Source organism: Mesorhizobium sp. M7A.F.Ca.US.008.03.1.1, from assembly GCF_003997495.1.
GTDB lineage: Bacteria > Pseudomonadota > Alphaproteobacteria > Rhizobiales > Rhizobiaceae > Mesorhizobium.
Genome location: NZ_RZRU01000002.1, coordinates 505,068 through 528,159, shown reverse-complemented (window position 1 = coordinate 528,159; position 23,092 = coordinate 505,068). Strand labels below are relative to the sequence as shown.

18 protein-coding genes and 1 pseudogene are annotated in these 23,092 nt (G+C 63.5%); 12 read left to right on the top strand and 7 right to left on the bottom strand.

Annotated features, from left to right (window positions below; translation table 11 throughout):
* Positions 1 to 383 precede the first annotated feature (383 nt).
* Together EOA16_RS05550 and EOA16_RS05545 are read left to right on the top strand one after the other, a co-directional pair.
* The gene (locus EOA16_RS05550; protein ID WP_127256186.1) at positions 384 to 1,304 is read left to right on the top strand and encodes a neutral zinc metallopeptidase; all 921 of its coding nucleotides are present in this window, start codon (positions 384 to 386) and stop codon (positions 1,302 to 1,304) included.
* 154 nt (positions 1,305 to 1,458) lie between these two features.
* Positions 1,459 to 2,724, top strand: a complete 1,266-nt coding sequence (locus EOA16_RS05545) for a TCR/Tet family MFS transporter (protein ID WP_127256184.1) — start codon at positions 1,459 to 1,461, stop codon at positions 2,722 to 2,724.
* 124 nt (positions 2,725 to 2,848) lie between these two features.
* On the opposite strand, the gene carA is transcribed toward EOA16_RS05545, so the two are convergent.
* Entirely contained in the window at positions 2,849 to 4,066 is a 1,218-nt protein-coding gene (gene carA / locus EOA16_RS05540; protein ID WP_127256183.1) for a glutamine-hydrolyzing carbamoyl-phosphate synthase small subunit, read from the bottom strand.
* A 277-nt stretch (positions 4,067 to 4,343) separates the two neighbouring features.
* Here carA and EOA16_RS05535 point away from each other — a divergent pair, with 277 nt between their 5' ends.
* Positions 4,344 to 4,793 (top strand): GatB/YqeY domain-containing protein, encoded by a 450-nt coding sequence (locus EOA16_RS05535; protein WP_127256181.1) that lies wholly within the window; start codon positions 4,344 to 4,346, stop codon positions 4,791 to 4,793.
* A 132-nt stretch (positions 4,794 to 4,925) separates the two neighbouring features.
* Complete coding sequence (locus EOA16_RS05530; protein WP_127256180.1) at positions 4,926 to 5,240, top strand: hypothetical protein; 315 nt, start codon at positions 4,926 to 4,928, stop codon at positions 5,238 to 5,240.
* A 45-nt stretch (positions 5,241 to 5,285) separates the two neighbouring features.
* Here the strand turns inward: EOA16_RS05530 and EOA16_RS05525 are convergent, their stop codons facing one another.
* Positions 5,286 to 6,260, bottom strand: a complete 975-nt coding sequence (locus tag EOA16_RS05525; protein ID WP_127256178.1) for a LysR family transcriptional regulator — start codon at positions 6,258 to 6,260, stop codon at positions 5,286 to 5,288.
* A gap of 99 nt (positions 6,261 to 6,359) precedes the next feature.
* On the opposite strand from EOA16_RS05525, the gene pcaD reads away from it, so the two are divergent.
* Both pcaD and EOA16_RS05515 read left to right on the top strand, forming a co-directional pair.
* Entirely contained in the window at positions 6,360 to 7,151 is a 792-nt protein-coding gene (gene pcaD / locus EOA16_RS05520) for a 3-oxoadipate enol-lactonase (RefSeq protein ID WP_127256177.1), read from the top strand.
* A gap of 279 nt (positions 7,152 to 7,430) precedes the next feature.
* Positions 7,431 to 7,676 carry a hypothetical protein gene (locus EOA16_RS05515; protein WP_127256175.1) on the top strand — a complete coding sequence of 82 codons (246 nt, stop codon included), beginning with the start codon at positions 7,431 to 7,433 and terminating at the stop codon, positions 7,674 to 7,676.
* A gap of 367 nt (positions 7,677 to 8,043) precedes the next feature.
* On the opposite strand, the gene EOA16_RS05510 is transcribed toward EOA16_RS05515, so the two are convergent.
* A complete protein-coding gene (locus EOA16_RS05510) occupies positions 8,044 to 9,018 on the bottom strand; it encodes a murein L,D-transpeptidase catalytic domain family protein (RefSeq protein WP_127256174.1) in 975 nt (324 codons plus the stop codon).
* A gap of 434 nt (positions 9,019 to 9,452) precedes the next feature.
* Here EOA16_RS05510 and EOA16_RS05505 point away from each other — a divergent pair, with 434 nt between their 5' ends.
* A complete protein-coding gene (locus tag EOA16_RS05505; RefSeq protein WP_127256172.1) occupies positions 9,453 to 10,175 on the top strand; it encodes a DNA helicase in 723 nt (240 codons plus the stop codon).
* Between the two features lie 19 nt (positions 10,176 to 10,194).
* On the opposite strand, the gene EOA16_RS05500 is transcribed toward EOA16_RS05505, so the two are convergent.
* Entirely contained in the window at positions 10,195 to 11,148 is a 954-nt protein-coding gene (locus tag EOA16_RS05500; RefSeq protein ID WP_127256171.1) for a hydrogen peroxide-inducible genes activator, read from the bottom strand.
* A gap of 264 nt (positions 11,149 to 11,412) precedes the next feature.
* Here EOA16_RS05500 and katG point away from each other — a divergent pair, with 264 nt between their 5' ends.
* Complete coding sequence (gene katG, locus EOA16_RS05495; protein WP_127256169.1) at positions 11,413 to 13,620, top strand: catalase/peroxidase HPI; 2,208 nt, start codon at positions 11,413 to 11,415, stop codon at positions 13,618 to 13,620.
* A 181-nt stretch (positions 13,621 to 13,801) separates the two neighbouring features.
* A complete protein-coding gene (locus tag EOA16_RS05490) occupies positions 13,802 to 14,359 on the top strand; it encodes a GNAT family N-acetyltransferase (protein ID WP_127256168.1) in 558 nt (185 codons plus the stop codon).
* Positions 14,360 to 14,367: 8 nt separating this feature from the next.
* On the opposite strand, the pseudogene EOA16_RS05485 reads toward EOA16_RS05490, so the two are convergent.
* Positions 14,368 to 14,772 (bottom strand): annotated as a pseudogene (locus tag EOA16_RS05485) (helix-turn-helix domain-containing protein); the annotation flags it as partial.
* A gap of 113 nt (positions 14,773 to 14,885) precedes the next feature.
* Between EOA16_RS05485 and EOA16_RS05480 the strand changes: the two are divergent.
* Complete coding sequence (locus EOA16_RS05480) at positions 14,886 to 17,093, top strand: heavy metal translocating P-type ATPase (RefSeq protein ID WP_127256166.1); 2,208 nt, start codon at positions 14,886 to 14,888, stop codon at positions 17,091 to 17,093.
* Positions 17,094 to 17,110: 17 nt separating this feature from the next.
* On the opposite strand, the gene EOA16_RS05475 is transcribed toward EOA16_RS05480, so the two are convergent.
* Positions 17,111 to 18,295, bottom strand: coding sequence for an MFS transporter (locus tag EOA16_RS05475; protein ID WP_127256165.1), 1,185 nt, complete (start codon positions 18,293 to 18,295; stop codon positions 17,111 to 17,113).
* A 145-nt stretch (positions 18,296 to 18,440) separates the two neighbouring features.
* Positions 18,441 to 20,105 (bottom strand): Na/Pi cotransporter family protein, encoded by a 1,665-nt coding sequence (locus tag EOA16_RS05470; RefSeq protein ID WP_127256164.1) that lies wholly within the window; start codon positions 20,103 to 20,105, stop codon positions 18,441 to 18,443.
* Between the two features lie 387 nt (positions 20,106 to 20,492).
* Between EOA16_RS05470 and EOA16_RS05465 the strand changes: the two genes are divergently transcribed.
* Together EOA16_RS05465 and dnaG are read left to right on the top strand one after the other, a co-directional pair.
* On the top strand, positions 20,493 to 20,864 hold the full coding sequence (locus EOA16_RS05465; protein WP_127256162.1) for an RcnB family protein: 372 nt from the start codon (positions 20,493 to 20,495) through the stop codon (positions 20,862 to 20,864).
* Between the two features lie 137 nt (positions 20,865 to 21,001).
* Positions 21,002 to 22,936, top strand: coding sequence for a DNA primase (gene dnaG / locus EOA16_RS05460; protein ID WP_127256161.1), 1,935 nt, complete (start codon positions 21,002 to 21,004; stop codon positions 22,934 to 22,936).
* Positions 22,937 to 23,092: the final 156 nt, after the last annotated feature.

The following is a 23,092-nucleotide window of genomic DNA, read 5'->3' as shown; positions in this document are numbered from 1 at the left end:
GCAAGGTGGCTGGGTCGGTGACGGCAACGCTGGAATCGAGCATGGCGGCACGGGCGGACCCGATGCCGAAACAAGTCAATGCCGTCAGCAACAGCAGGAACAGGCCGATCGTCCGCAAGCGCCCTTCGCTTCCCCAATGGACGAGACACTGGCGGTCTTCCAAGGTCTCGGCCATGGGGACAATTGCACGCCGGCCACGCGACGCGACGAACCTGAGAAAGTCGGCCAATGGAGTGCGCCTCAGGATTGGCGTCGTAGCCGCTGACCGGCTTTCATGGCCTTGCGGCCACCGAAAAATGCTGTGACTTGGCGCAACCATTGGGATACTTGTTTGTTAGGTCGAGCCCCGCAACAATGGGTAGTTCGCAGCACGAGGAGTTGCCATGCTCTGGAAGGGCCGTCGTCAGAGTGACAATATCGAGGACGACCGCAGCGACAGCGGCGGTGGCGGACTCGGCGGCGGCGGTGGCCAGTTCCGCATTCCGATCGGCGGCCGCACCGGTGGCGGCGGCAGCATCTTCCTCGTCATCCTGGTGGTGCTGGCCGGATGGTATTTCGGCTTCGATCCTTCGACGATCCTGGGTGGCGGCGACGGCGGTCTGCTGCCGGGCGGCGGCGGCCAGATCACCGACAACAGCGGCCAGGACAACGGTGGCACACCGGCCAATGACGAGATGAAGCAGTTCGTCGCGACCGTGCTGGCCGAGACCGAGGACACCTGGACCGGCATCTTCAAGTCGCAAGGGTTGACCTATGAGGATCCCAAGCTGGTGCTGTTTTCCGGCCAGGTCCGTTCGGCCTGCGGCTTTGCCTCCGCGGCGGCCGGACCGTTCTATTGTCCCGGCGACCACAAGGTCTATCTCGACATGACCTTCTTCCAGCAGCTCGATCAGCAGTTCGGCGCCTCGGGCGAATTCGCCCGTGCCTATGTGATCGCGCATGAGGTCGGCCACCATGTGCAGAACCTGACTGGCATCATGTCCAAGTTCAACCAGATGCGGCAGAGCATGGGCGAGGTCGAGGCCAACCAGATGTCGGTGCGCATCGAACTTCAGGCCGACTGCTTTGCCGGTGTGTGGGCCCACTACACCGCGCAGAAGGGCATATTGGAGCAGGGCGATATCGAGAGCGCACTGAATGCCGCCAAGCAGATCGGCGACGACACGCTGCAGAAGAAGACGCAGGGCTATGTCGTGCCGGAAAGCTTCAACCACGGCACCTCGCAGCAGCGGCAGACCTGGCTGGCGCGTGGTTACAAGAGCGGCAAGCTGTCGGAGTGCAACACGCTGAGTGGGCCGATCTGATAGCCGCTTCGGGCACTGACCTGACGGACAAGACGCCGTCAGGGGCTGTCAGGATGAACGCATCCGCATTGTTCCCTTATTGTTCCTTGCGGCGGGCTCGCCTATAAGGTGCGTCCGCCTGCGCCCCAGGGCGAGCAGAGGAGCTTGACCCATCATGATCGACCCCAAAACCGCCAGACGGGGCCTTGCGCTCGTCTTCACCACGCTGCTGCTCGACATCATCGGCTTCGGCATGATCATGCCGGTGCTGCCGGCCTATCTCCGGGAATTGACCGGGGTCAGCATCAGCGGCGCGGCGATCGAAGGCGGCTGGCTGTTCTTCGTCTATGCGGCGATGCAGTTCGTCTTCGCACCGATCATGGGCGGCTTGAGCGACCGCTTCGGACGGCGGCCGATTCTGCTCGCCTCGGTGCTGACCTTCTCCATCGACAATCTGATCTGCGCCGTCGCCTGGTCCTATCCGATGCTGTTCATCGGGCGTGTGCTGGCCGGCATTTCGGGCGCCAGCTATTCGACGACTTCAGCCTTCATCGCGGATATCTCGAACGATGAGAACCGGGCAAAGAATTTCGGCCTGCTCGGCATCGCATTTGGCGTCGGCTTCGTCATCGGGCCGGTTCTGGGCGGGCTGCTCGGCACGTTCGGACCGCGCGTGCCGTTCTATTTCGCCGCAGGGCTCGCCTTCGTGAATTTCCTCATCGCGTTGTTTTTTTTGCCGGAAACGCTCGATGACAAGCACCGCCGCCGCTTCGAGTGGAAACGCGCCAACCCTGTCGGCACGCTCCTGCAGATGCGCCAATACCAAGGCATAGGCTGGATCGGGCTCACCTTCTTCCTGATGACGCTCGGGCACATGATGTATCCGGCGGTCTGGTCGTTCGTCTCCAACTACCGCTACGGCTGGAGCGAGCAGCAGATCGGCTTCTCGCTCGGCGCCTTCGGCCTGTGCGGAGCGATCGTCATGGCGACGGTGCTGCCGCGCGTGATCCCCAGGCTTGGCGAGTGGAAGACGGCGGTCATCGGTCTTGCGTTCACGGCGCTCAGCGCCTTCGGCTACGCCTTCGCCTCGCAAGGCTGGATGATCTATGCGGTGATCGTCGTCGGCTGTCTCGAAGCGCTGGCCGATCCACCGCTGAGAAGTCTCGCCGCCGCCAAGGTGCCGCCCTCGGCGCAAGGTGAACTGCAGGGCGCGATGACCTCGATCTTCTCGATCACCTCGATCATCACGCCGCTGCTCTATACGGCGATCTTTTCCTGGTTCACCGGGCCAAGCGCGCCGGTGACCTTCGGCGGTGCGCCCTATCTGGTCGGCGCGTGCTTCCTGACGCTGGCGGTCATCGTCTTTGTGACGAAAGTTGCGCGGCCCGCGGCGCGTACAAACGTCGCCGGCGGCATCGCCAAAGATGGGGCACAGGTGTGAGTCACAGTCGCATTGCGCTGACTCGGGACGGACTGTCGCTGTCGCGGTTGGTCTTCGGCGCCTCGCGTCTGCTCGACAGCGCCGCCCGCCGACAGCGATATTATAGCCAGCAGCCCTAAAAGGATCAGGCCCGCTCGGCCAGCAATTCCTCGCCGCGCTTTTCGCGGATCAAATTGACGAAGCGGCGGAACAGATAGTGCGAATCCTGCGGGCCGGGTGAAGCCTCAGGGTGATGCTGGACCGAGAACACCGGCCGTCCGGTCAGCGTGATGCCGCAGTTCGAACCGTCGAACAGCGAGACATGGGTTTCCTCGACGCCTGATGGCAGCGAGTCGGCATCGACGGCAAAGCCGTGGTTCATCGAGACGATCTCGACCTTGCCGGTGGTGTGGTCCTTGACCGGATGGTTGGCGCCGTGATGGCCCTGATGCATCTTGGCGGTCCTGCCGCCCAGCGCCAGCGCCAGCATCTGGTGGCCGAGGCAGATGCCGAACACCGGGATGTCGGTCTTCAGCAGGTCCTGGATGACCGGCACGGCATAGTCGCCAGTGGCTTCCGGGTCGCCGGGGCCGTTGGAGAGAAAAATGCCGTCCGGCTGCATGGCAAGGATTTCTTCGGCGCCGGTCTTGGCCGGCACCACGGTGACCTTGGCGCCGAGGCCGGCGAGCAGGCGCAATATGTTGCGCTTGACGCCATAGTCGATGGCAACGACATGCATGGAGGGCTCAGCCTGTTCGCCAAAGCCTTCGTTCCAAACCCACGGCGTCTCGCGCCAGACCGAAGACTGGCCCGACGTGACCTCCTTGGCGAGGTCGAGGCCGATCAGGCCCGACCATGCGGCGGCGCGGCGCTTCAGATCGTCGAGGTTGAAGACGCCATCGGGCGCATGCGCGATGACGGCGTTGGGCATGCCCTTTTCACGGATCAGCGCGGTCAGTGCGCGGGTGTCGATGCCCGACAGTGCGACGATGCCGCGCTTCTTCAGCCACTGGTCGAGACCGGTTCCGGCGCGGTAGTTGGACGGGTTGGTGACATCGGCCTTGAACACGGCGCCGACGGCGCCGGCACGGGCGGCCGGATTGAGGTCCTCGATGTCCTCGTCATTGGTGCCGATGTTGCCGATATGCGGAAAGGTGAAGGTGACGATCTGGCCGGCATAGGATGGGTCGGTGAGGATTTCCTGGTAGCCGGTGAGCGCCGTGTTGAAGCAGACTTCAGCGACAGCGGAGCCGGTGGCGCCCAGGCCGCGACCTTCGATGACGGTGCCGTCGGCCAGCACCAGAAGGGCGGTCGGCTTTTCCGTTGCCCAGGCGGGCGTCGAGGCGGCGGTCATCTCGGCCATGGCGGCACTCCTATCGGGCTGTGCGCTTCCATAGGCCCGGCGGGCCATCCGCGCAGCAAACGGCGCCAAGCAGCGATTTCGCAGCTTCCACGCAGTCAAGCTTCAGTTCATGCAAGGCCCAGTACATAGGGGAAGGGGGCAGGGCGGTCAATGATCATGCGAAATGCCGCCATGTTTTATTTCGCTTAGCAAAATCAGTGGCTTGCCACGACATATCAGGGTTTGCCTTGGCTCGCCCCCGGCGCTATTGTCCGCGCCGATGGAAGGAGAATGCACCATGCGCGGCAAAATCGCCGAATCCCTGAAGAGCGCGATGAAGGCGCAGGACAAGCACCGGCTGCCGACATTGCGGCTGATCCAGGCCGCCATTCACGACCGCGACATCGCCAATCGCGGTTCGGCCAAGGAGCCGGCCAGCGACGAGGAGATCCTGCAGATCCTGGCCAAGATGGTGAAGCAGCGCGAGGAATCCGCCAAAGCCTTCGACGACGGCAAACGGCCGGAACTGGCCGCGCAGGAGCGCAGCGAGATGGAGATCATCCGCACCTTCCTGCCGACACAATTGGACGATGCGGCGATAACAGTGGCGGCGCGTGAGGCGATAGCGGCGACGGGTGCGGCCAGCCAGAAGGACATGGGCAAAGTGATCGCCGCGCTGAAACAGAAATATGCCGGCCAGATGGATTTCGGCAAGGCGAGCGGCATCGTCAAGGGGCTGCTGCAGTAGGGTGCTCTCATCTCGTCGCTTGGACGACCCACCGGGCGCTCCCCTAATCCAGGTCCGTCTGGACTCCAAGTGCAGGAATTGGAACTCGGATACCGCCGAGATGTTTATCCGTCATGCAATTGGAGAGATGTCATGACTGAGAACGAAACCCGCTATGAAACCGGCGCGACGAAATATCCGGCAAAGACCGATGCCGACGTTTCCGATGAATTCTCCCAGGATGCGGCCGCCAACAAGAAGCCCGCCGGCGGAATGGGGCTCACCCGCAGGGTGGGTGAAGTGGAAGACCGAACCCGCCAGTCGGACGGACAAAACCCGCCGCGGCAAGCCAGGCCGAGCGCCGGCACCGAAAAGACGTCCGGGGCCGGCCCCGCTATCGCGGAGCGTTCAAAGGACGCCAAGGCTCCGAAGAGCGGCCGCCAGCCTGGAGCATATGTCAAGAAGTGATCGCTGGACGGGAACCGAGAGGTTCTGGCATTGCACGGCCGGTCATTAACGACCGATTTCCACTTGCTTCTTTCGCGATTGGTTGGTCGGTAGCTGTCCGGCGGGCCTCCTCGGCTGCAACGCGCGGCGCAATGCCGGCGCTTCTTGCTGGATATGATCCCACAGCCGGTTCGCGATCGGCCCATGCGGCCGGTCGCGGCGCCGCGCCACCACCAGTTCGTCGGTGCGGCCCGGCAGATGACGGCCGGCAATGGATTGCAGGCGCCCGTCCTGCAGTTCGTCCTCGATCAGGAAGCGGGGCAGGTGGCCCCAGCCAAGGCCCTGCAGGATGATCTCCTTCTTCATGCCCTGGTCGGCGACGAGACATTGCGGCGCGCCTTCGATCAGCGAATAGTTTTGTTGTGGGGAATGGCGGGCGCTGTCACGCATGACGCATTGGGTGAGTGCCTGCATCTGGTCCAGGGCGATCGGCTGCTCGATACGCTCGGGCAGAAAGCCCGGCGTCACCACGGGAATGAAGGACACCTTGCACAGATCGACCCATTCCACCCGCGCATCGCCCTTGTCGACCCAGTGCAGGATCAGATCGGCTTCGTCATCGAAGAGACGCTCCCATGGGCCGCCCACCGCTTCGAAATGCAGATGCAGGCGCGTGCCGGGGCACTGTGCGAAGAACCGCCCGAGCATGCCCAGAACCTGCGGACGCGGGCACAGGTCGCCTATCACCACATGGATCTCGCTTTCCTCACCCATCGCCAACTGGGCGGCATGGACGCGCAAACCCTCCAGCTCGCGCAGCAGCGATAGCGCTCGGCGGTGGAACGACAGCCCCGCCTCGGTCGGACGCACGCGATAGCCGCTGCGGTCCAGGAGGCTAAGGTCGAGCTGTCGCTCCAGCTTGGCGACGGCAGCGAATACCGCAGGATGCGAGCGATGCAGCACGGCCGCCGCAGGCTGAAAGCCTCCGGTGCGAACCACCGCATCGAAGCACTGAAGGTCGTGGAGGGTGAATTCGGCCATGACGGTTTTTACAAAGATTGTCCTACCTTTGTAATATCAACAAAATTGTCCCTCGGCTACGTTTGGCCTCATTCAAACGTTCCAGAAGGAATTTTCATCATGAACAAGCTGAATTTCGTCACAACGGGCGACGGCACGCGCATCGCCTACCGCTTCGACGGCGAGGCAAGCAAGCCGGTGCTGGTGTTGTCAAATTCCATCGGCACCACGCTGCACATGTGGGACAGGCAGATCGGCGAATTGTCGAAGCATTTCCGTGTCCTGCGTTACGACTTTCGAGGCCATGGCGGATCAAGCGTTCCGGTCGGTGCTTACTCGCTCGACCGGCTTGGCCGCGACGTCATCGAGCTGCTCGATGCGCTCGAGCTGCAACGCGTACATTTCCTTGGCCTGTCACTTGGCGGGTTCGTAGCGCAGTGGCTCGGCATCCATGCGCCTGAGCGGATCGACCGGTTGATCCTGAGCAACACCTCGTCCCATCTGGCGCCGGCAAGCTATTTCGACGAACGGATTGCCACCGTGCGACAGGCGCCGGACATGTCGAAAACCGCCGAGACGTTCCTGAGCAACTGGTTCCCCGCGTCGATGGTTGCCGCCAACGAGTCCGTGGTCGAAGATTTTCGCACCATGCTGCTGGCTATCGACCGGCAGGGCCTGGCGGGTCTGTTCGCGGCGGTTCGCGACGCGGATCTTCGCCGCACCGTAGCACTGATACCCCGGCCGACGCTGGTGATCGCCGGTCAGCACGACACGGTGACAGCAGCCAGCCACGGTGAGATGATTGCCGCGGCGGTGCCCGGCGCGAAGCTGCTAGTGCTGCCCGCGGTCCATCTGTCGAACATCGAGTATCCGGCAGAGTTCATCCAGGCAGTGGTCGATTTTCTGCGCTGAGCTGGAGCCCGAGAGAAAAGGCCGCCCGGCGCAGTCCGACGGTCGCCGAAGGTTCAAAAGACGCCATGGTTTAGAAGAGCGGGCGGCAGCCGGAGCCTGCCTCAACGTGAGCGCCGGTCCGAACCGAGCCATCTGGCGAAAGCTTGTTCGACGCCTTCGGAACGATCCCGTCACCTTGCCATTATCAGCACGAGGGCACCGGACAGGCAAGCGCCGTGACCCGACCTTAGGGAGGGCCGGTGACTTTCGAGCGCCAACACGAACACGCCGGAGGTAGCGATGACTGGACGCAAAACCCACGATCAACAAATTCGCATCATTGAAGAGCGGGAAAACACCAAGAACGCCGGTAAGGATTTCGATGCGGAGGCGGATCTGAAACGATCAGCGGCGGAACGCGAAGCGCTGCGCAAGGGATCGGACATGAGAACCGACACACCGGACCTCGTCGATCCGGACGACCGCAACATCCTTCGCGGCAAAAATCAGGAAAGCGTCCACCACAAGAACCGCCCTGACGACTAAAGCGTCGCGTTTCATTAGATTCAGGCGACGCGAAGCTGGGCGAGCGCGGAACACAGGCTGAAGGTGCAGCGTGGCGCGCATCGGTAGCAGGCCGTTGGTTCCACCCGCCACAATCGGCTGAACGTGGTGCCGGAAATTCTTTCCCGGCCAGAGCATTAAGCCAGTCTTGATCCGTCCGGCCGTATGCACACAGCTGTTTCGAGTTGCGACATCAGGAGAGAGGCGAGACGCCGGAGCTACTCGCGCGCTGCCTTGGAGATCGGATTGAATCATTGATGGTGGGTCGCAAGGGCTGCCGATCAATACGGTTCGCACGCCGAACATAAAGCAGCACGGTCTTAATCAACGCGGCGGTGCAATGCGGACTTCAAGACGCTTCGCAGATCGGCAGCGGCTGCGGCGGCGGTGCCGGGTGATCCTTCCGGTATTGGGAGATGATCGGCTCGAGGGTCTTTCGCGGCCAGAATTTCGGTGTCCCGATTTCCTTCAGGCAGGACGTGTTCCAGTAGGCGCCCGGCTGTGAATGGTTGGCGACCGCGGCGATGTCGCGCGATTCCGGGTAGATATAGAGCGTCGTCGGATTGTCCTTGACCATCGAGATGATCTGCTGGGCATCCGCCGGCGACCAGCTGGTGCAGCCATTGCTGCGGCCGCCGGCATAGTCCACCAGCTTGCCGAACGGCACGAAGCCGTCATGGTCGGCATGCGAGCTGTTCGGGCTTTTGCGCAGGCACATACCGTGCAGCACCTGGGCAGCGTGACCGCCGATCACCCGCTGCCTGGCGTTGGCGGCTTCGCCTTCGCCGTCGAACTGGATGAAGGTGCGCTGGAAAACCGCGTCCTTTTTCGCACCGGTGCGGTAATAGCCCTTGAACGAGGTTTTCGCCTCGCTGGTCATATAGGCGCCGCCGGCGGTCAACGACGAATCCATCGCATTGCCGAAGTTCTTCGCACACCGCCTGCCATTTGAAAAATCGACGGCGCCTTTCAAATTCCGGCCGCTGCCATGGCCCGACGAGATCGCGCGAAACGACTGGCTGGCTTCACAGATGACGTAGTAGCGACGGCCAAGCACGCCATTGCCCAGATCGCTGGGGCGTGTGGCATCCATGGCGAAGTAGCAGGGGTTCTTGACGGCGCCTTGCGCGACCTTCTTCCGGTAAAGCGCGAGGGCTCGCTCCAGCACCACTCGTGAGATCTGACCGTCGCTGTCGCCGACATGCGCCTGCAGCCAGGCGGGAACATCGGATGGCGCGGCAAAGGATCGAGCCGACATCGTCAAGGCAATGGCGGCGACGAAAAAGCTGGCGACGACGCCAAGAGAAACAGAGCTCAACCGCACCGGATCAATTCTCCTGTCGAAGTGTTTTGCGATTCCTTGCGGTATTGCCGCGAGAGTCGATCATAGATGGCCTCGCATTATCAGGCGAAACACATCTTGTTTAGCGCACCCTTTGTTTAGCGCGCCCTCCGCAAGCCCGCACGGAGAGCCATGAAGGGGGTCGACGCGCGCCAACGCTCCTACGCCGGGATGCTGGCGCCAGGCTTGCAGCGGACTTCTCGGCATCTTTGAATGCCCGCGATTTTCGATACGCAGGGATTGAGCTATCATCTGATTCTGGCGTGCCCACGCCTCCTCCCTCCGCCGGGAAAGCATCAATCATGCGGGGCACTCTCATCACCGAACCAACTGTTCGAGCACAGCTGCCAAACCGTATGCGGTTTGGCATGGCATAAGGAGGGATTGCGAAAACGGCTCGCACCAGGAGGTTTGCAATGAAGTTGTCCGCGCCCATCTACCATCTGAAGCGTCAAGCCAGGCTGTTGTCCCGCGAGAGCAAGATTGCGCTCCACGAAGCGCTTGATCGTGTTGCGGCAGAAGAAGGTTTCAGCAGCTGGAGCCTGCTTGCAGCCAAGGCAGCCGAGGCAACCGAGGCGGCGCCTGCCGGCAGATTGTTTGCGCAACTGGCGCCTGGCGACCTGGTCCTGGTCGGCGCCCGGCCTGGCCACGGCAAGACGCTGATGAGCCTCGAACTCGCGGTCGAAGCCATGAAATCAGGCCATCGCGGTGTGTTCTTCACGCTGGAGTATACGCAGCGGGATGTGCTCGACCAGTTTCGCGCCATCGGGGCGGACCCGGTGCAGTTCAACGACCGGTTCGTGTTCGACAATTCCGACGCCATCAGCGCCGACTATATCGTCGGTACGCTGGCGGCGGCGGCGCGCGGTACGCTGGTGGTCATAGACTATCTGCAACTGCTCGATCAGAAGCGGGAAAACCCGGATCTGATGGCGCAGGTTCGCACGCTGAAGGCCTTTGCCCGCGACAGGGGATTGATCCTCGTCTTCATCTCGCAGATCGATCGGTCATACGATCCGGTGAAGAAGCCATGTCCCGATATCAGCGATGTGCGGTTACCGAACCCTCTGGACCTGTCGCTGTTCAACAAGACCTGCTTCCTGAACAAGGGCGAAATCCGGTTCCACGCGGCAGGCTGACGATCCGGTCAGCCAGCCTTCATTGGGCCGCTGCCGGTAGATTCAGAGGCTGCGCAAGCAATGCCGAACTGTGCTGCGCGCGCAATGCTTCGGCCGCTTGGCGAACCACTTCGGATATAAACAGCAGCTGTTTGGCGATCGGGCTTGTCTTGCGCCAGATCATGCCGATGGTCCGCGAAGGTTGGGGGTTGGCGAAGTGGGCGATAGAGACCGACGCCGAGCGCGTCTCCACCGGCACGGCCATTTCGGGGATCAAGGTGACGCCGACGCCGGCGCCGACCATCTGCACCAGGGTCGACAGCGAGCTGCCGTCCAGCAACTCCCTTGGGCGCGCCGAGTGCATGTTGCAGAACGACAGCGCCTGATCGCGAAAACAATGGCCCTCCTCAAGCAGAAGCAGCCGCATCTCGCGCAGCATTTCGCGGTTGGGCACCGGCTTTCCCTCATCCTCGCCGGGCCGGACCAGCACGAAGTTCTCGGCAAACAGCACGATTTCCGTCAGCGAGGGTTCCGACACCGGCAAGGCAACGATGGCCGCGTCGAGCCGCCCGTCGGCCAGTTCCTGGATCAGCTTCTGCGTCTGCGTTTCGCGCACGTGGATATCGAGCCCGTCATGCATGCGGGCGAGGTTGCCGATGATGGCAGGCAGAAGGTAGGGTGCGATCGTCGGGATCACGCCGATGCGCAACCGTCCCACCAGCCGGTCGCGCGAGGCGCGGGCCAGATCCGTCAGCTCATCCACCGAACGCAGGATGTCGCGAACGCGCAAGGCGAATTCCTCGCCGAAATTGGTCAGCCGGACTTGGCGTGGGCCTCTTTGGAAAAGCTCCGTGCCCAGCGTTTCCTCCAACTCCCGGATCTGCACCGAGATGGCGGGCTGCGAGATCGCGCAGGCATCGGCGGCCCGGCCGAAATGATTGTGTCGGGCCAGCGCCTCGAAATAACGCAACTGCTTCAGCGTCAGGTTTGTCATAATGTCATCTTATCGCTGTAATCAGGAAATCCAACTTAAATTAATCAAGCGGCTTTGCTATAGGAGTCGCAACGAAGATGAGGAGCAGCCGGGACCGCCTGGTGAGGCGCATGCCCGCAGCAACAGGACATCCAACATATTCGGTCGCGTATCGGGCATATGGTCATCGCGCCAGCCATGAAACGGACCGCCTCCAGGGACATTTTTGTGTCCCTGTTCACGCAGCAGTTGAACAGCTCAACACAGCCACGATCGGAGAAGAACATGGACGCACAGACCGATGATCCCAGCGCCGGCAAATGCCCCGTTGCACACGGATCCTCCAGCAGGAGCAACCGTGACTGGTGGCCCAACCAACTCGATCTTGGCGTTCTCCATCAGCAATCGAACCTTTCGGATCCGATGGGCGAAGAGTTCGACTATGCCGAGGAATTCAAGTCGCTAGATCTCGCTGCGGTGATCAAGGACCTGCACCACGTGATGACGGATTCGCAGGATTGGTGGCCGGCCGACTTCGGCCATTACGGGCCGCTGTTCATCCGCATGGCCTGGCACAGTGCCGGCACTTACCGCATCGGCGATGGCCGTGGCGGCGCCGGGGCAGGCCAGCAGCGTTTTGCTCCGCTCAACAGCTGGCCGGACAATGCCAATCTCGACAAGGCGCGCCGGCTGCTATGGCCGGTCAAGCAGAAATATGGCCGCAAGATCTCCTGGGCCGACCTGCTGATTCTCACCGGCAACGTCGCGCTGGAATCGATGGGTTTCAAGACCTTCGGTTTCGCTGGCGGTCGTGCCGACGTCTGGGAACCCGAGCAGGACGTCGATTGGGGTTCGGAAACCAAGTGGCTCGACGACAAGCGCTACTCCGGCGACCGCGAACTCCAAGGCCATCTCGGCGCCGTCCAGATGGGACTGATCTATGTCAATCCGGAAGGGCCGAACGGCAAGCCGGATCCGCTGGCCTCGGCACGCGACATTCGCGAGACGTTCAGCCGCATGGCCATGAACGATGAGGAGACCGTGGCGCTGATCGCCGGCGGCCACACCTTCGGCAAAACCCACGGCGCCGGCGATGCCTCGCTGGTGGGTGCGGAGCCGGAAGGCGCCGGCATCGAAGCGCAGGGCCTCGGCTGGTCGAGCAAGCACGCCACGGGCATCGCAGGCGATGCCATCACCTCGGGCCTCGAGGTGACCTGGACCACGACGCCGACCAAGTGGAGCAACAACTTCTTCGACAATCTGTTCAACTTCGAATGGGAACTGACCACGAGCCCGGCAGGCGCGCATCAGTGGACGCCGAAGGGCGGCGCCGGCGCCGGCACCGTTCCGGATGCCCACGACCCGTCCAAGCGCCGCGCACCTGCCATGCTGACCACCGATCTCGCGCTGCGGGTCGATCCGGCCTACGAGAAGATTTCGCGGCGCTTCCATGAGCATCCGGACCAGTTCGCCGACGCGTTTGCCCGCGCCTGGTACAAGCTGACCCATCGCGACATGGGTCCGGTCGTTCGCTATCTCGGCCCGCTCGTGCCGAAGGAAGAGCTGATCTGGCAGGATCCGATCCCGGTGGTCGACCACGAACTGGTCAGCGAGCAGGACATTGCGTCGCTGAAGGCGAAGATCCTGGCATCGGGCCTGTCGGTTTCCGAATTGGTCTCGACGGCGTGGGCCTCGGCCTCGACGTTCCGCAATTCCGACAAGCGCGGTGGTGCCAACGGTGCACGCATCCGGCTCACACCGCAGAAGGATTGGGAGGTTAACCAGCCGGCGGAACTGTCGAAGGTGCTGGCGAAGCTGGACGCCATCCAGAAGGAGTTCAACGCGGCACAGACCGGCGGGAAAAAGATCTCGCTCGCCGATCTCATCGTTCTCGGCGGTGTCGCTGCGGTCGAGAAGGCGGCGAAGGACGGCGGCCACGAGACCAAGGTGCCGTTCACGCCGGGCCGCATGGATGCTTCTCAGGAACAGACGGATGTCCATTCCTTTGCCGCGCTCGAGCCGAAAGTCGATGGCTTCCGCAACTATGTCAGGGGCAAGCAGCCGATGTCGGTCGAAGCCATGCTGGTCGACCGGGCGCAATTGCTGTCGCTGACGGCGCCGGAGATGACGGTGCTGGTCGGCGGCTTGCGGGTGCTCGGCGCCAACACGGCCAAGTCGAAGCACGGCGTGCTCACCGACCGGCCGGGGACGCTGACCAACGACTTCTTCGTCAACCTGCTCAGCATGAACACGGTCTGGGATCCTGCCGCCGGCTCTGTTCCGGGTTCGGAAGAGGTGTACGAGGCGCGTGACCGCAAGACCAAGGCGGTCAAGTGGACCGGCACCCGTGCCGACCTGATCTTTGGCTCGCACGCCCAATTGCGCGCACTTGCCGAGGTCTACGGGTCGGCGGACGCCAAGGCGAAATTCACCAGGGATTTCGTCGCGGCATGGACCAAGGTGATGAACGCCGACCGCTTCGACATCGCCTGAGATCGCTAAAGGTGCTCCGGCGCGGCCGCGCCGGAGCACCGGTCCTCCCAAGGACCTAACGCCAGGGCCGTGTTTCCAGTGATGGGAGCGCGGCCCTTGTCGTAAGAGGCCGCGGTTTGGTGGACCGAGCCTTCCCGGGCAAAGATGCTATTTTACCGGCGTAGCGTCTCCACGGTGCACTATGATCGAAATCGTCAAACCCGCGCTTGAACATCTGCCGTCCTATAAGGCGGCGCTCGAGCGCGGCTGGTCGCCGGACAATGTGCGATTGCTGGAAGCGACGCGCGAGCAGCTTGCGGCAATCGAGAAGGATCCGGTGGCTTTTCTCGCCGACCTCGATGATCCCCAGGCCAAAGGCGGTCCGATCAGCTTGCCCGACGGCAGAAAGGTGCCGCGCCTGCCGGGCTTCCGCCGCTGGATCTGGGACGGCGAGGCGTCAGGCTCGATCGGCTTCCGATGGCAGAAGGGTACGGCGGAACTGCCGCCGCATGTGCTTGGCCATATCGGCTATGCGGTGGTGCCGTGGAAGCGGCGGCGCGGCTACGCCACCGAGGCGCTGCGGCTGATGCTGGACGAGGCGAGGGCCGTTGGCCTGCCCTATGTCGAGATCACCGCCAAGCCGGGCAATCCGGCATCACACAGGGTGGTCCTTGCCAATGGCGGCAAGCTCGTCGAACGCTTCTTCGAGGACGCCGCCTATGGCGGGGTGGAGAGCCTGCGGTTCCGGATAGCGCTGTAGGATGTGTCTCAACCGTGCTCATCGGCGCACAGTGCGTGGTCGGACAGCGCGCGGATGACGTAGCAGTCGCCGACCGTCTGGCCATTGCAGCAGGTGGCGATGCGTTCGAGCTCGGCCTCCAGCCGCTTCAGCTGGGCAATCTTCTCCCGCACCGAGATCAGCTGTTCCTCGGCGATCCGATCGGCGTGGCCGCAGGGCTGCTCGGGATGACCGCTCAGTTCGATCAGCGAGCGGATGTCTTCGACGGCGAAGCCGAGGTCGCGGGCGTGGCGTATGAAGGCCAGCCGCTCCAGCTCCTGCCTGGAATAGCGGCGCTGGTTGCCTTTCCGAGCGCTCGGGTGCGGCAACAAGGCCCATCTGCTCGTAGTAGCGGATGGTCGGCACCTTGACCCCGGTGCGGCGTGAGAGATCACCGATCGAAAACATGAATTTTGCCTCTTGAAGCTCTAGTGACTAGAGCAATTACAGTGCCAGCATTCAAGACCCATGCGGCGACGCCGCGCGGGCAAGACAGACAGGTGATGTGATGACGGCTCCCCTCAAGCGGGAAACAATCGGGCAGACACGGTTCAAGATCGGCGGCATGGACTGCGCCTCCTGCGCGGCCAAGATCGATACGGCGGTGCGCCGCATCGAGGGCGTTGCCGATGTCTCGGTTTCGGTGACCGGCGCCAGCATGACAGTCAGCCACGGCGGCGCACTGCCGGAAGACAAGGTGCTGCAACAGGTGGCAAGGCTCGGCTACGGCATCGTCAGAGCCGAGGCGCACGTATCGCCGATGTCAGACAAGGCACACGCCGATCACGTCCACAATGACCATGAAGACCACGATCATGCGGGCCACGATCACGATCATGGCCATGCCGAGCCGGGGCAGGCGTGGTGGCGTTCCCGCAGGACGGCGTTGACGCTGGCTTGCGCGGCAGCGCTTCTCGCCGCCTACGGTATCGGCCATCTGTTCCCAGTGGCCGAGCGCTGGGTCTTCCTGGTCGCTTTGCTGGTCGGCCTGGTGCCGATCGCGCGGCGTGCGCTGATGGCGGCGCTGGCCGGTACGCCGTTCTCGATCGAGATGCTGATGACCATAGCGGCGATAGGTGCTGTGATGATCGGCGCCACGGAAGAGGCAGCCGCCGTGGTGGTGCTGTTCCTGATCGGCGAGCTTCTGGAAGGTGTCGCCGCCGGCCGGGCGCGGGCGAGCATCCAGGGGCTTGCCGATCTGGTGCCGAAGACCGCGCTGGTCGAGCGGGCGGGTGGCACATCAGAGGTTCCCGCCGAACAACTTGCGGTCGGCGATGTCATCGTGGTGCGGCCGGGCGACCGCATTCCGGCCGATGGCGAGATTGTCGAAGGGGCGAGCGATATCGACGAGGCGCCGGTGACCGGCGAGAGCACGCCGAAGCGCAAGGGCGTCGCGGACGCCGTCTTCGCCGGCACGATCAGCACCGACGGCGTGCTCAAGGTGCGGGTGACGGCGGCCGCGTCGGACAACACCATCGCCCGGGTGGTGCGGCAGGTGGAGGAGGCGCAGGAAGCCAAGGCGCCGACCGAGCGTTTTATCGACCGCTTCTCACGCACCTACACGCCGGCGGTGCTGGCGGTTGGCGCGCTGGTGGCGATGCTGCCACCGCTGCTTGCCGGGGGCGACTGGAATGAATGGATCTACAAGGGCCTGGCGATCCTGCTGATCGGCTGCCCCTGCGCGCTGGTCATCTCGACGCCGGCAGCAATCGCCGCTGGCCTTGCTACCGGCGCGCGGCGTGGCCTGTTGATGAAAGGTGGTGCGGTGCTGGAAGGCTTTCGCCGGATCACGGCGGTCGCCTTCGACAAGACCGGGACGCTGACCGCGGGCAGGCCCGTGGTCACCGACATCATGGGCTATGGCCGCGATGAACGCAGCGTGCTGTCGCTGGCGGCGGCGCTGGAGCAGGGCTCCAGCCATCCGCTGGCGACGGCAATCCTCGACAGGGCCAAGACCGACAAGGCGCCGGTGCCGCCGGCCCTGGCGGCCAAGGCGATCTCGGGCAAGGGTGTTGAGGGCAGCGTTGGCGGTGTCGCCGTCTTCCTCGGCTCCGGCCAGGCGGCGGGCGAACGCTCCGACATGACTGAAGGGCAGCGCCTTGCCGTCGACAGCCTCAATGGCCAGGGCAAGACCGTGTCGGTGCTGGTGGCCGATGGCGTGGTGGCTGGGCTGATCGCCATGCGCGACGAGCCGCGGCCGGATGCGGCGGCCGGCATTGCGGCGCTCAAGGCCGAAGGCATCCGCGCGGTGATGCTGACCGGCGACAACCGCCGCACGGCGCAAGCCATCGCCGCATCGCTCGGCATCGAGGCGCGGGCGGAGCTGTTGCCGCAGGACAAGCAGCGCATCGTCGGCGAATTGCAGCGCGAGGGGTTCAAGGTGGTCAAGGTCGGTGACGGCATCAACGACGCGCCGGCGCTCGCCGCCGCCGATATCGGCATCGCCATGGGTGGCGGCACCGATGTGGCGCTGGAAACGGCCGACGCGGCGATCCTGCATGGCCGCGTCATGGACGTCGCACGCATGGTAAAACTGTCGCGGGCGGTGATGGTCAATATCGGCCAGAACATCAGCGTGGCGCTCGGGCTGAAGGCGGTGTTCCTGGTCACCACCATTTTGGGCATCACCGGCCTGTGGCCGGCGATCCTGGCCGATACCGGCGCCACCGTTCTGGTCACCGCCAACGCCATGCGCCTGCTGCGCTGGCGCGGGTGAAGGTTTTGTTTCGTGGTCTATTCGGCCGGGGCCGTCAGCGGCGGCGTGGCGTTGCTGCGCCCTTCCCAGACATAAGAGGCGAGCGCCACTGCCACGGCGACCAGCATGGCGATGACGCCGAGCAATGGCAGGCTGCGATAGCCATAGCCGCTGTTCAGCATGGCGGCGCCCAGCGAAGCGGCCAGCGCGATGCCGACATTGAAGCCGGACGGAATGAGCGACGAGGCGAGGTTCGAGGCGTCGGCCGTCCAGGCCAGGATGCGGGTCTGGATCGGTGTGCCGATGGCGAAGTTGAGACCGCCCCAGATGACGATCGCCACAACCATCGGCAGGGGATAGGGGCTGACGGCATAGATCACGCCAAGCGTCACCGCCTGCAGGGCCAGCATGGTGATCAATGACGGCATCAGCTTCCAGTCGGAGAGCTTGCCGCCGAGGAAGACGCCGAGCGTCGCGCCGACGCCATTGAGCAGCAGCACCCACGGCACCAGGTTCTCGTCGAGCCCGGTGACCTCCAGCAGTGTCGGGGTAATGTAGGTGAACAGGCCGAACTGGCCGATCATCAGCATCAGCATCAGGATCAGCGAGGTCCAGACCTGCTGGCGGGCCAGCACGCGAACCTCTCGGGCGAAACCGGCTGGCCTGGCCGACGATCCGGTGGTGCGCGGCAAAAGTGCCGCCATCGCAAGCGTTGCCGCCACGCCCAGCGCGCACATCACCCAGAAGGTCGCGCGCCAGCCCCAGATGTTGCCGATCGCGGTGCCGGCGGGCACGCCGATGACGTTGGAGACGGTGAGGCCGGACAGGATGACGGCAACCGCCATGCCGCGCTGGTCCTCGCGCACGAGGCCGACGGCGACGACCATGGCGACGCCGAAATAGGCGCCATGCGCGACCGCCACGGCAATACGCAACAGCAGCATCGAGGTGAAGTCGGGCGCCAGCGCGCAAGCCGCCTGGCCGATGGTGAAGGCGATGGCGAGGCCGAGCAGCAAGCTCTTGCGCGATAGCGACTTGGTGGCAAGCGCCAGCAGCGGACCGCCAATGGCGATGCCGCAGGCATAGCCGGAGACGAGATAGCCGGCCGAGGGAACCGAGACGCCGAGCCCCTCCGCCACTTGCGGCAGCACGCCGGCGATGACGAATTCGGTGGTGCCGAAGGCAAAGGCAGCGATGAACAGGGCGATGAGCGGAAGCGACATGGGGAAGCCTTAGCTGGAAGGGCCTCAAACCACGGATGGGCTTCGCGGGCAATCCAGAAATTTTTGGCGCCGGTTTAGGTTTTCTTCAATGGGGCACGGCGATGAAGCGCCAATCTCCCCACGGAGGAGGGAGATCGGCTGTTCATCAGCTCGCCTTCAACCGCGACCCAGTGAGCAGGCCGCGCTCTTCAAGCACCGGATAGGCCATCGAGGCCAGCAGCGAATTGATCTGCTTCAGGTCGCGGATGGTGTCCAGATGGATCGAGCTGGTCTCGACGCTCTTGGCGGTGCCGTCGCGCAGGCGAACAAAATGGCTGGCGCTGGTTTCCTTTTCGCGATCGCGAAGCCGGTCTTTTTCCAGCACCAACTGGCGGGCGGTCTCGGGATCGCGCGACACCAGAACGTTGAAGGCAAGCCGCGCATTGGCCAGCACCGAGCCATGGAAGGCGCACAGCTCGGCCCAGCCCTCGTCGGTGAATTCCAGCCCGCGCTCGAACTTCTTCTTCACGTGCACCAACATGTTGCGCACGATGATGTCGCCGACCTGCTCGAGCTTGACGCAGGCGCCGATCAGTTCCTGGCAGCGCAGCGCCTCGTCCTCGGTCAACGGGTTCCTGGTCAACTTGGCGAGATAGAGCTTGATCGCGGCGTGCTTGCGGTCGACGCGGTCGTCGAGTGCGGCCAGCGCTTTGATCTTGTCGGCATCGGTACTTTCGTAGAGCTCGATGATGCGCTTGAGCATGATCTCTATCGTCTCGCAGACCCGCACCACCTCGCGGGTGGCATTGGCCAGCGCCTGGCTTGGCACGTCGAGCGCGCTTTCGTTGAGCGCGGACAGCTCGACGACGTCAAGCGAGGTGGCCGGCACGGGCTTGGTGCCAACTGCGACGATCTTCTCCGAAGCGCGGTAGACGAACCCTGCCAGCGGCAGGCCGGCGAGCAGGATCAGCACATTGAACAGGATGTGGGCATTGACGATCTGATCCGCCGCCGTCGAACCGAGAAAGGCGAAGTGCGGCCTGAAGATCATGACCAGGATCAGCATGACCAGCGAGCCAAGCCCGCGCATCAGGAGATTGCCGATCGGCACCACGCGCACTTCGGGGCTCGACGAGCGGGTCAGCATCGGCGCGATGATCGAGGAGCCGAGATTGACGCCGAGGATGAGAACGACACCGAGTTCGGGCGTGATCAGGCCACGGCCTGCCAGCGTCGCCATCAACAGCACCGCCGCGATGCTCGACTGGAACAGCCAGGTGATCAGTGCCGCCAGCAGATAGGCGGTGATGGAATCGGTCGAGAAGTAGTTGATGATGACCGGCATGAGCTGGCTGTTGCGCAGCGGCTCCGACGCCTGGCCGATCATCTCCAGCGACAGGATCAGAAGGCCGATGCCGACGAGGATGCGGCCGGACTGGCGCCAGTCGCGCCGCTCGGTGGCCATGAACATCACCGTGCCGGTAATCAGGCACAGCGGCACCAGCAAGGTGAGGTCGAAGGTCAGCAGCTTGACCACCAGCGCCGAGCCGATCTCGGCTCCGCGCACTGCCAATTGGCCCGCGGCGCCCGAGACGATGCCAGAGCCGGCGAAGGAACCGACCAGCAGCGTGACGGCGGTGGAGCTCTGCAGGGCGATGGCAAGGCCGGTGCCGGCCAGCACCGCCATGATCGGATTGCGCATGGTGGCGCGCAGGCGATGGCGCAGCACGTCGCCATAGGCGCGCTCTACGCCGGTCTTCACCATGCGGGTGGCAAACAGCATCAGCGCCACGGCGCCGGCCAGATGCAGAAGGACGACGGACCCGCTCATTTCGTCCCCCGCGTGCAAACAGGATGCGCGCCCTGTTTCGTGTGGCGATCAGAGGGGAAAACGAGGGTACGAATCATGTTCATGGCGGTGACTTATAATAACTCGAATATTTTAGCCGGATAATAAAATCTTGTCGATTTCAAGGGCCGTTGCCGCGCGACGGGCGGTGTCGGAAAATGGACGGACACGAAAATGGTTGCATTGCGGGGCGGGCGCGAAGCGGCGGATGGGCCGAGTTTGCGATGCGACTGGTTCCTGCCCTTGCGGGCATGTTCAGCTTTCTTTGGTAAATCAAGGAATTCATTACACAATTGTAATCCGTGCGTTCAGTTTCGGTTCATCGATGGGCCGCTATTGCTTTGATATCGACAACCAAGGAGACTTCTCATGAAACGCATTGTCCTTTCCGCACTCGCTTTCTCGATGCTGGCCGCCACGTCGCTCACCGGCCAGGCCGCACCGCTGAACGCGCCGAACGCGCCGCAGTCGAATTACAGTCACGTCGACTGGCAGAAGCCCGGCCACCACAGCGATGTGAGGAAGCGGGTCTTCAAGAAGAAGGTCGTCGTCGTGAAGCGCAACAACTGGCGCAATGGCCAGAAATATTCCAGCTGGAAGCGCCACCAGCCGATCCGCGATTATGGCCGCTACGGCCTGCATCGTCCCGGCCGCGGCCAGGAATGGATCCGCGTCGGCAACGACTATGTGCTGGTCGGTGTGCTCTCCGGCGTCATCTTCGGCGCGCTTGCCGCGCATTAATCGACCCCCAGGCGGATATTGGAAAAGAGGCGGCCGGCAACGGTCGCCTCTTTTGCCTGTGGAAACCGGGTATGGCCCGTATTAGGGGTCGTCGGGCTTCGCAGGCATGATTATATGGTGGGGAAACGAGTTCCCCGATGCGCTTTCCACCCGCCTTCCTCGACGAGATACGCGACCGCGTGCCGATTTCATCGGTGATCGGCCAGCGCGTCGCGTGGGATCGCAAGAAGACCAACGCGCCCCGCGGCGACTATTGGGCGTGCTGCCCGTTTCATGGCGAGAAGAGCCCTTCCTTCCACTGCGAGGACAAGAAGGGCCGCTACCACTGTTTCGGCTGTTCGGTTTCGGGCGACCATTTCAAGTTCCTCACCGAACTCGACGGGATGAGCTTCCCCGAAGCGGTCGAAAAGATCGCCGACATGGCCGGCGTGCCGATGCCGGTTCGCGATGCGCAGGAGGAGCGGCGCGAAAAAGAACGCGCCAGCCTGACCGACGTCATGGAGATGGCGACCGCCTTCTTCCAGGAACGGCTGCAGGGGCCGGAAGGCGCCAAGGCACGTGCCTATTTGCGCGACCGCGGACTGACGCCGGCGACGCAGCAATCGTTCCGGCTCGGTTTTGCGCCCGACAGCCGCAATGCGCTGAAGGAGCATCTCGCCGCCAAGGGCGTGCCGAAAGCCGATATCGAGGCCTGCGGGCTGGTGCGCCATGGCGACGACATTCCGGTTTCCTATGACTGGTTCCGCGACCGCATCATGTTCCCGATCCCGGATTCGCGCGGAAAGATCATCGCTTTCGGCGGCCGCGCGCTGGCCCCCGATGCTTTGGCCAAATATATGAACTCGCCCGACACAGAGCTCTTCCACAAGGGCAACGTGCTCTACAATTTTGCCCGCGCCCGCAAGGCGCTCGCCAAGGGCGGCACGGTGATTGCCGTCGAAGGCTATATGGATGTCATCGCGCTGGCACAGGCCGGCTTCGAGAATGTCGTGGCGCCGCTCGGCACCGCGCTTACCGAGAACCAGCTCGAACTGCTCTGGCGCATGGCGCCGGAGCCGATGCTGTGCTTCGACGGCGACAAGGCCGGGCTGAAGGCAGCGTGGCGGGCCGCCGATATGGCGCTGCCATCTGTGCAGGCTGGCCGCTCGGCGCGTTTCGCGCTGCTGCCGGAAGGTAAGGATCCCGATGATCTGGTCAAGGCCGAAGGACCGGATGCATTTCGCCGCGTTCTGGCCGAGGCGCGGCCGCTGGTCGACCTTTTGTGGATGCGTGAGACGGCGGGCGGCGTCTTCGACACGCCGGAGCGGCGGGCCGAACTCGAGAAGACGCTGCGCGAACTGACCAGCCGCATCCGCGACGAAAGCCTGCGGTACCATTACCAGCAGGAGATGCGGGAGCGTGTGCTGAGCTTCTTCGGCTCGCAGCGCAGTGCCCGGCAACCTCGGCAGGACTGGAAACAGGGCCAGGGCAAGACGGCCGCGCCCGGCGGGCAGTTCGCCAAGGCCGGCAGCGGCCGCATGGCGATCACCGAAAGCCTCGGCCAGTCCGCTTTGGTCAAACGCGGCAGTGAGGGGATGTCGGTGCGTGAGGCGACGATCATAGTCGCACTGATCAACCATCCGGCGCTGATCGACGAGAATTTCGCCCATATCGAGTTCCTCGATCTCGCCAACTCCGATCTGAAGCGGCTGCATGCGGCGATCCTCGATGCAATGGCGCATGACATGGCCAATGACCGGCAGGCGGTGATTGCGACGATCGAACGCGCCGGCTGCGCCGAGATCTGGGAGCGGGCCATCGGGCTGATCCGGCGAATGCGGCAATGGCCGGCGCTGGAGACTGCTGCCCTTGAAGATGCTCGCGATGCTTTCAGCCAGGCGTTGCACTTGCAGCGCAGCGCGCGCACCTTACATAAGGAACTGAAACAGGCGGAAGCGGCGCTCGCCACCGATCCCACAGACGAAAACTACCGGCACCTGATCGAAATTCAGGCGCAATTCCAGGATGTGCAGGCCACGGAAGCGCTGATCGAAGGGTTCGGCGTCTCCTCGGGCAGGGCAGGGCGAGCTTAGTTGGAAGCGAGTGAATTGAGAAAGCGTCGTTGCGCGTCCAAATGGCGCGTAACGGGCTAAGTCGGGGTAATTGATTCGCTTTTTTGATGCGAATCATGCGAGAGGCGCTTGACCTTCTGGCAGATTGGCGGAATCAGGACGATTCGAAACGTTAAC

Bases quoted from the DNA above. Each gene is read 5' to 3' on its own strand.
- EOA16_RS05475 (WP_127256165.1), bottom strand. From the start codon at position 18,295: ATGTCGCTTCCGCTCATCGCCCTGTTCATCGCTGCCTTTGCCTTCGGC.
- dnaG (WP_127256161.1), top strand. From the start codon at position 21,002: ATGCGCTTTCCACCCGCCTTCCTCGACGAGATACGCGACCGCGTGCCG.
- EOA16_RS05470 (WP_127256164.1), bottom strand. From the start codon at position 20,105: ATGAGCGGGTCCGTCGTCCTTCTGCATCTGGCCGGCGCCGTGGCGCTG.
- pcaD (WP_127256177.1), top strand. From the start codon at position 6,360: ATGAACAAGCTGAATTTCGTCACAACGGGCGACGGCACGCGCATCGCC.
- EOA16_RS05465 (WP_127256162.1), top strand. From the start codon at position 20,493: ATGAAACGCATTGTCCTTTCCGCACTCGCTTTCTCGATGCTGGCCGCC.
- EOA16_RS05505 (WP_127256172.1), top strand. From the start codon at position 9,453: ATGAAGTTGTCCGCGCCCATCTACCATCTGAAGCGTCAAGCCAGGCTG.
- EOA16_RS05480 (WP_127256166.1), top strand. From the start codon at position 14,886: ATGACGGCTCCCCTCAAGCGGGAAACAATCGGGCAGACACGGTTCAAG.
- EOA16_RS05550 (WP_127256186.1), top strand. From the start codon at position 384: ATGCTCTGGAAGGGCCGTCGTCAGAGTGACAATATCGAGGACGACCGC.
- EOA16_RS05545 (WP_127256184.1), top strand. From the start codon at position 1,459: ATGATCGACCCCAAAACCGCCAGACGGGGCCTTGCGCTCGTCTTCACC.
- EOA16_RS05490 (WP_127256168.1), top strand. From the start codon at position 13,802: ATGATCGAAATCGTCAAACCCGCGCTTGAACATCTGCCGTCCTATAAG.
- carA (WP_127256183.1), bottom strand. From the start codon at position 4,066: ATGGCCGAGATGACCGCCGCCTCGACGCCCGCCTGGGCAACGGAAAAG.
- EOA16_RS05525 (WP_127256178.1), bottom strand. From the start codon at position 6,260: ATGGCCGAATTCACCCTCCACGACCTTCAGTGCTTCGATGCGGTGGTT.
- EOA16_RS05530 (WP_127256180.1), top strand. From the start codon at position 4,926: ATGACTGAGAACGAAACCCGCTATGAAACCGGCGCGACGAAATATCCG.
- EOA16_RS05500 (WP_127256171.1), bottom strand. From the start codon at position 11,148: ATGACAAACCTGACGCTGAAGCAGTTGCGTTATTTCGAGGCGCTGGCC.
- EOA16_RS05515 (WP_127256175.1), top strand. From the start codon at position 7,431: ATGACTGGACGCAAAACCCACGATCAACAAATTCGCATCATTGAAGAG.
- EOA16_RS05535 (WP_127256181.1), top strand. From the start codon at position 4,344: ATGCGCGGCAAAATCGCCGAATCCCTGAAGAGCGCGATGAAGGCGCAG.
- katG (WP_127256169.1), top strand. From the start codon at position 11,413: ATGGACGCACAGACCGATGATCCCAGCGCCGGCAAATGCCCCGTTGCA.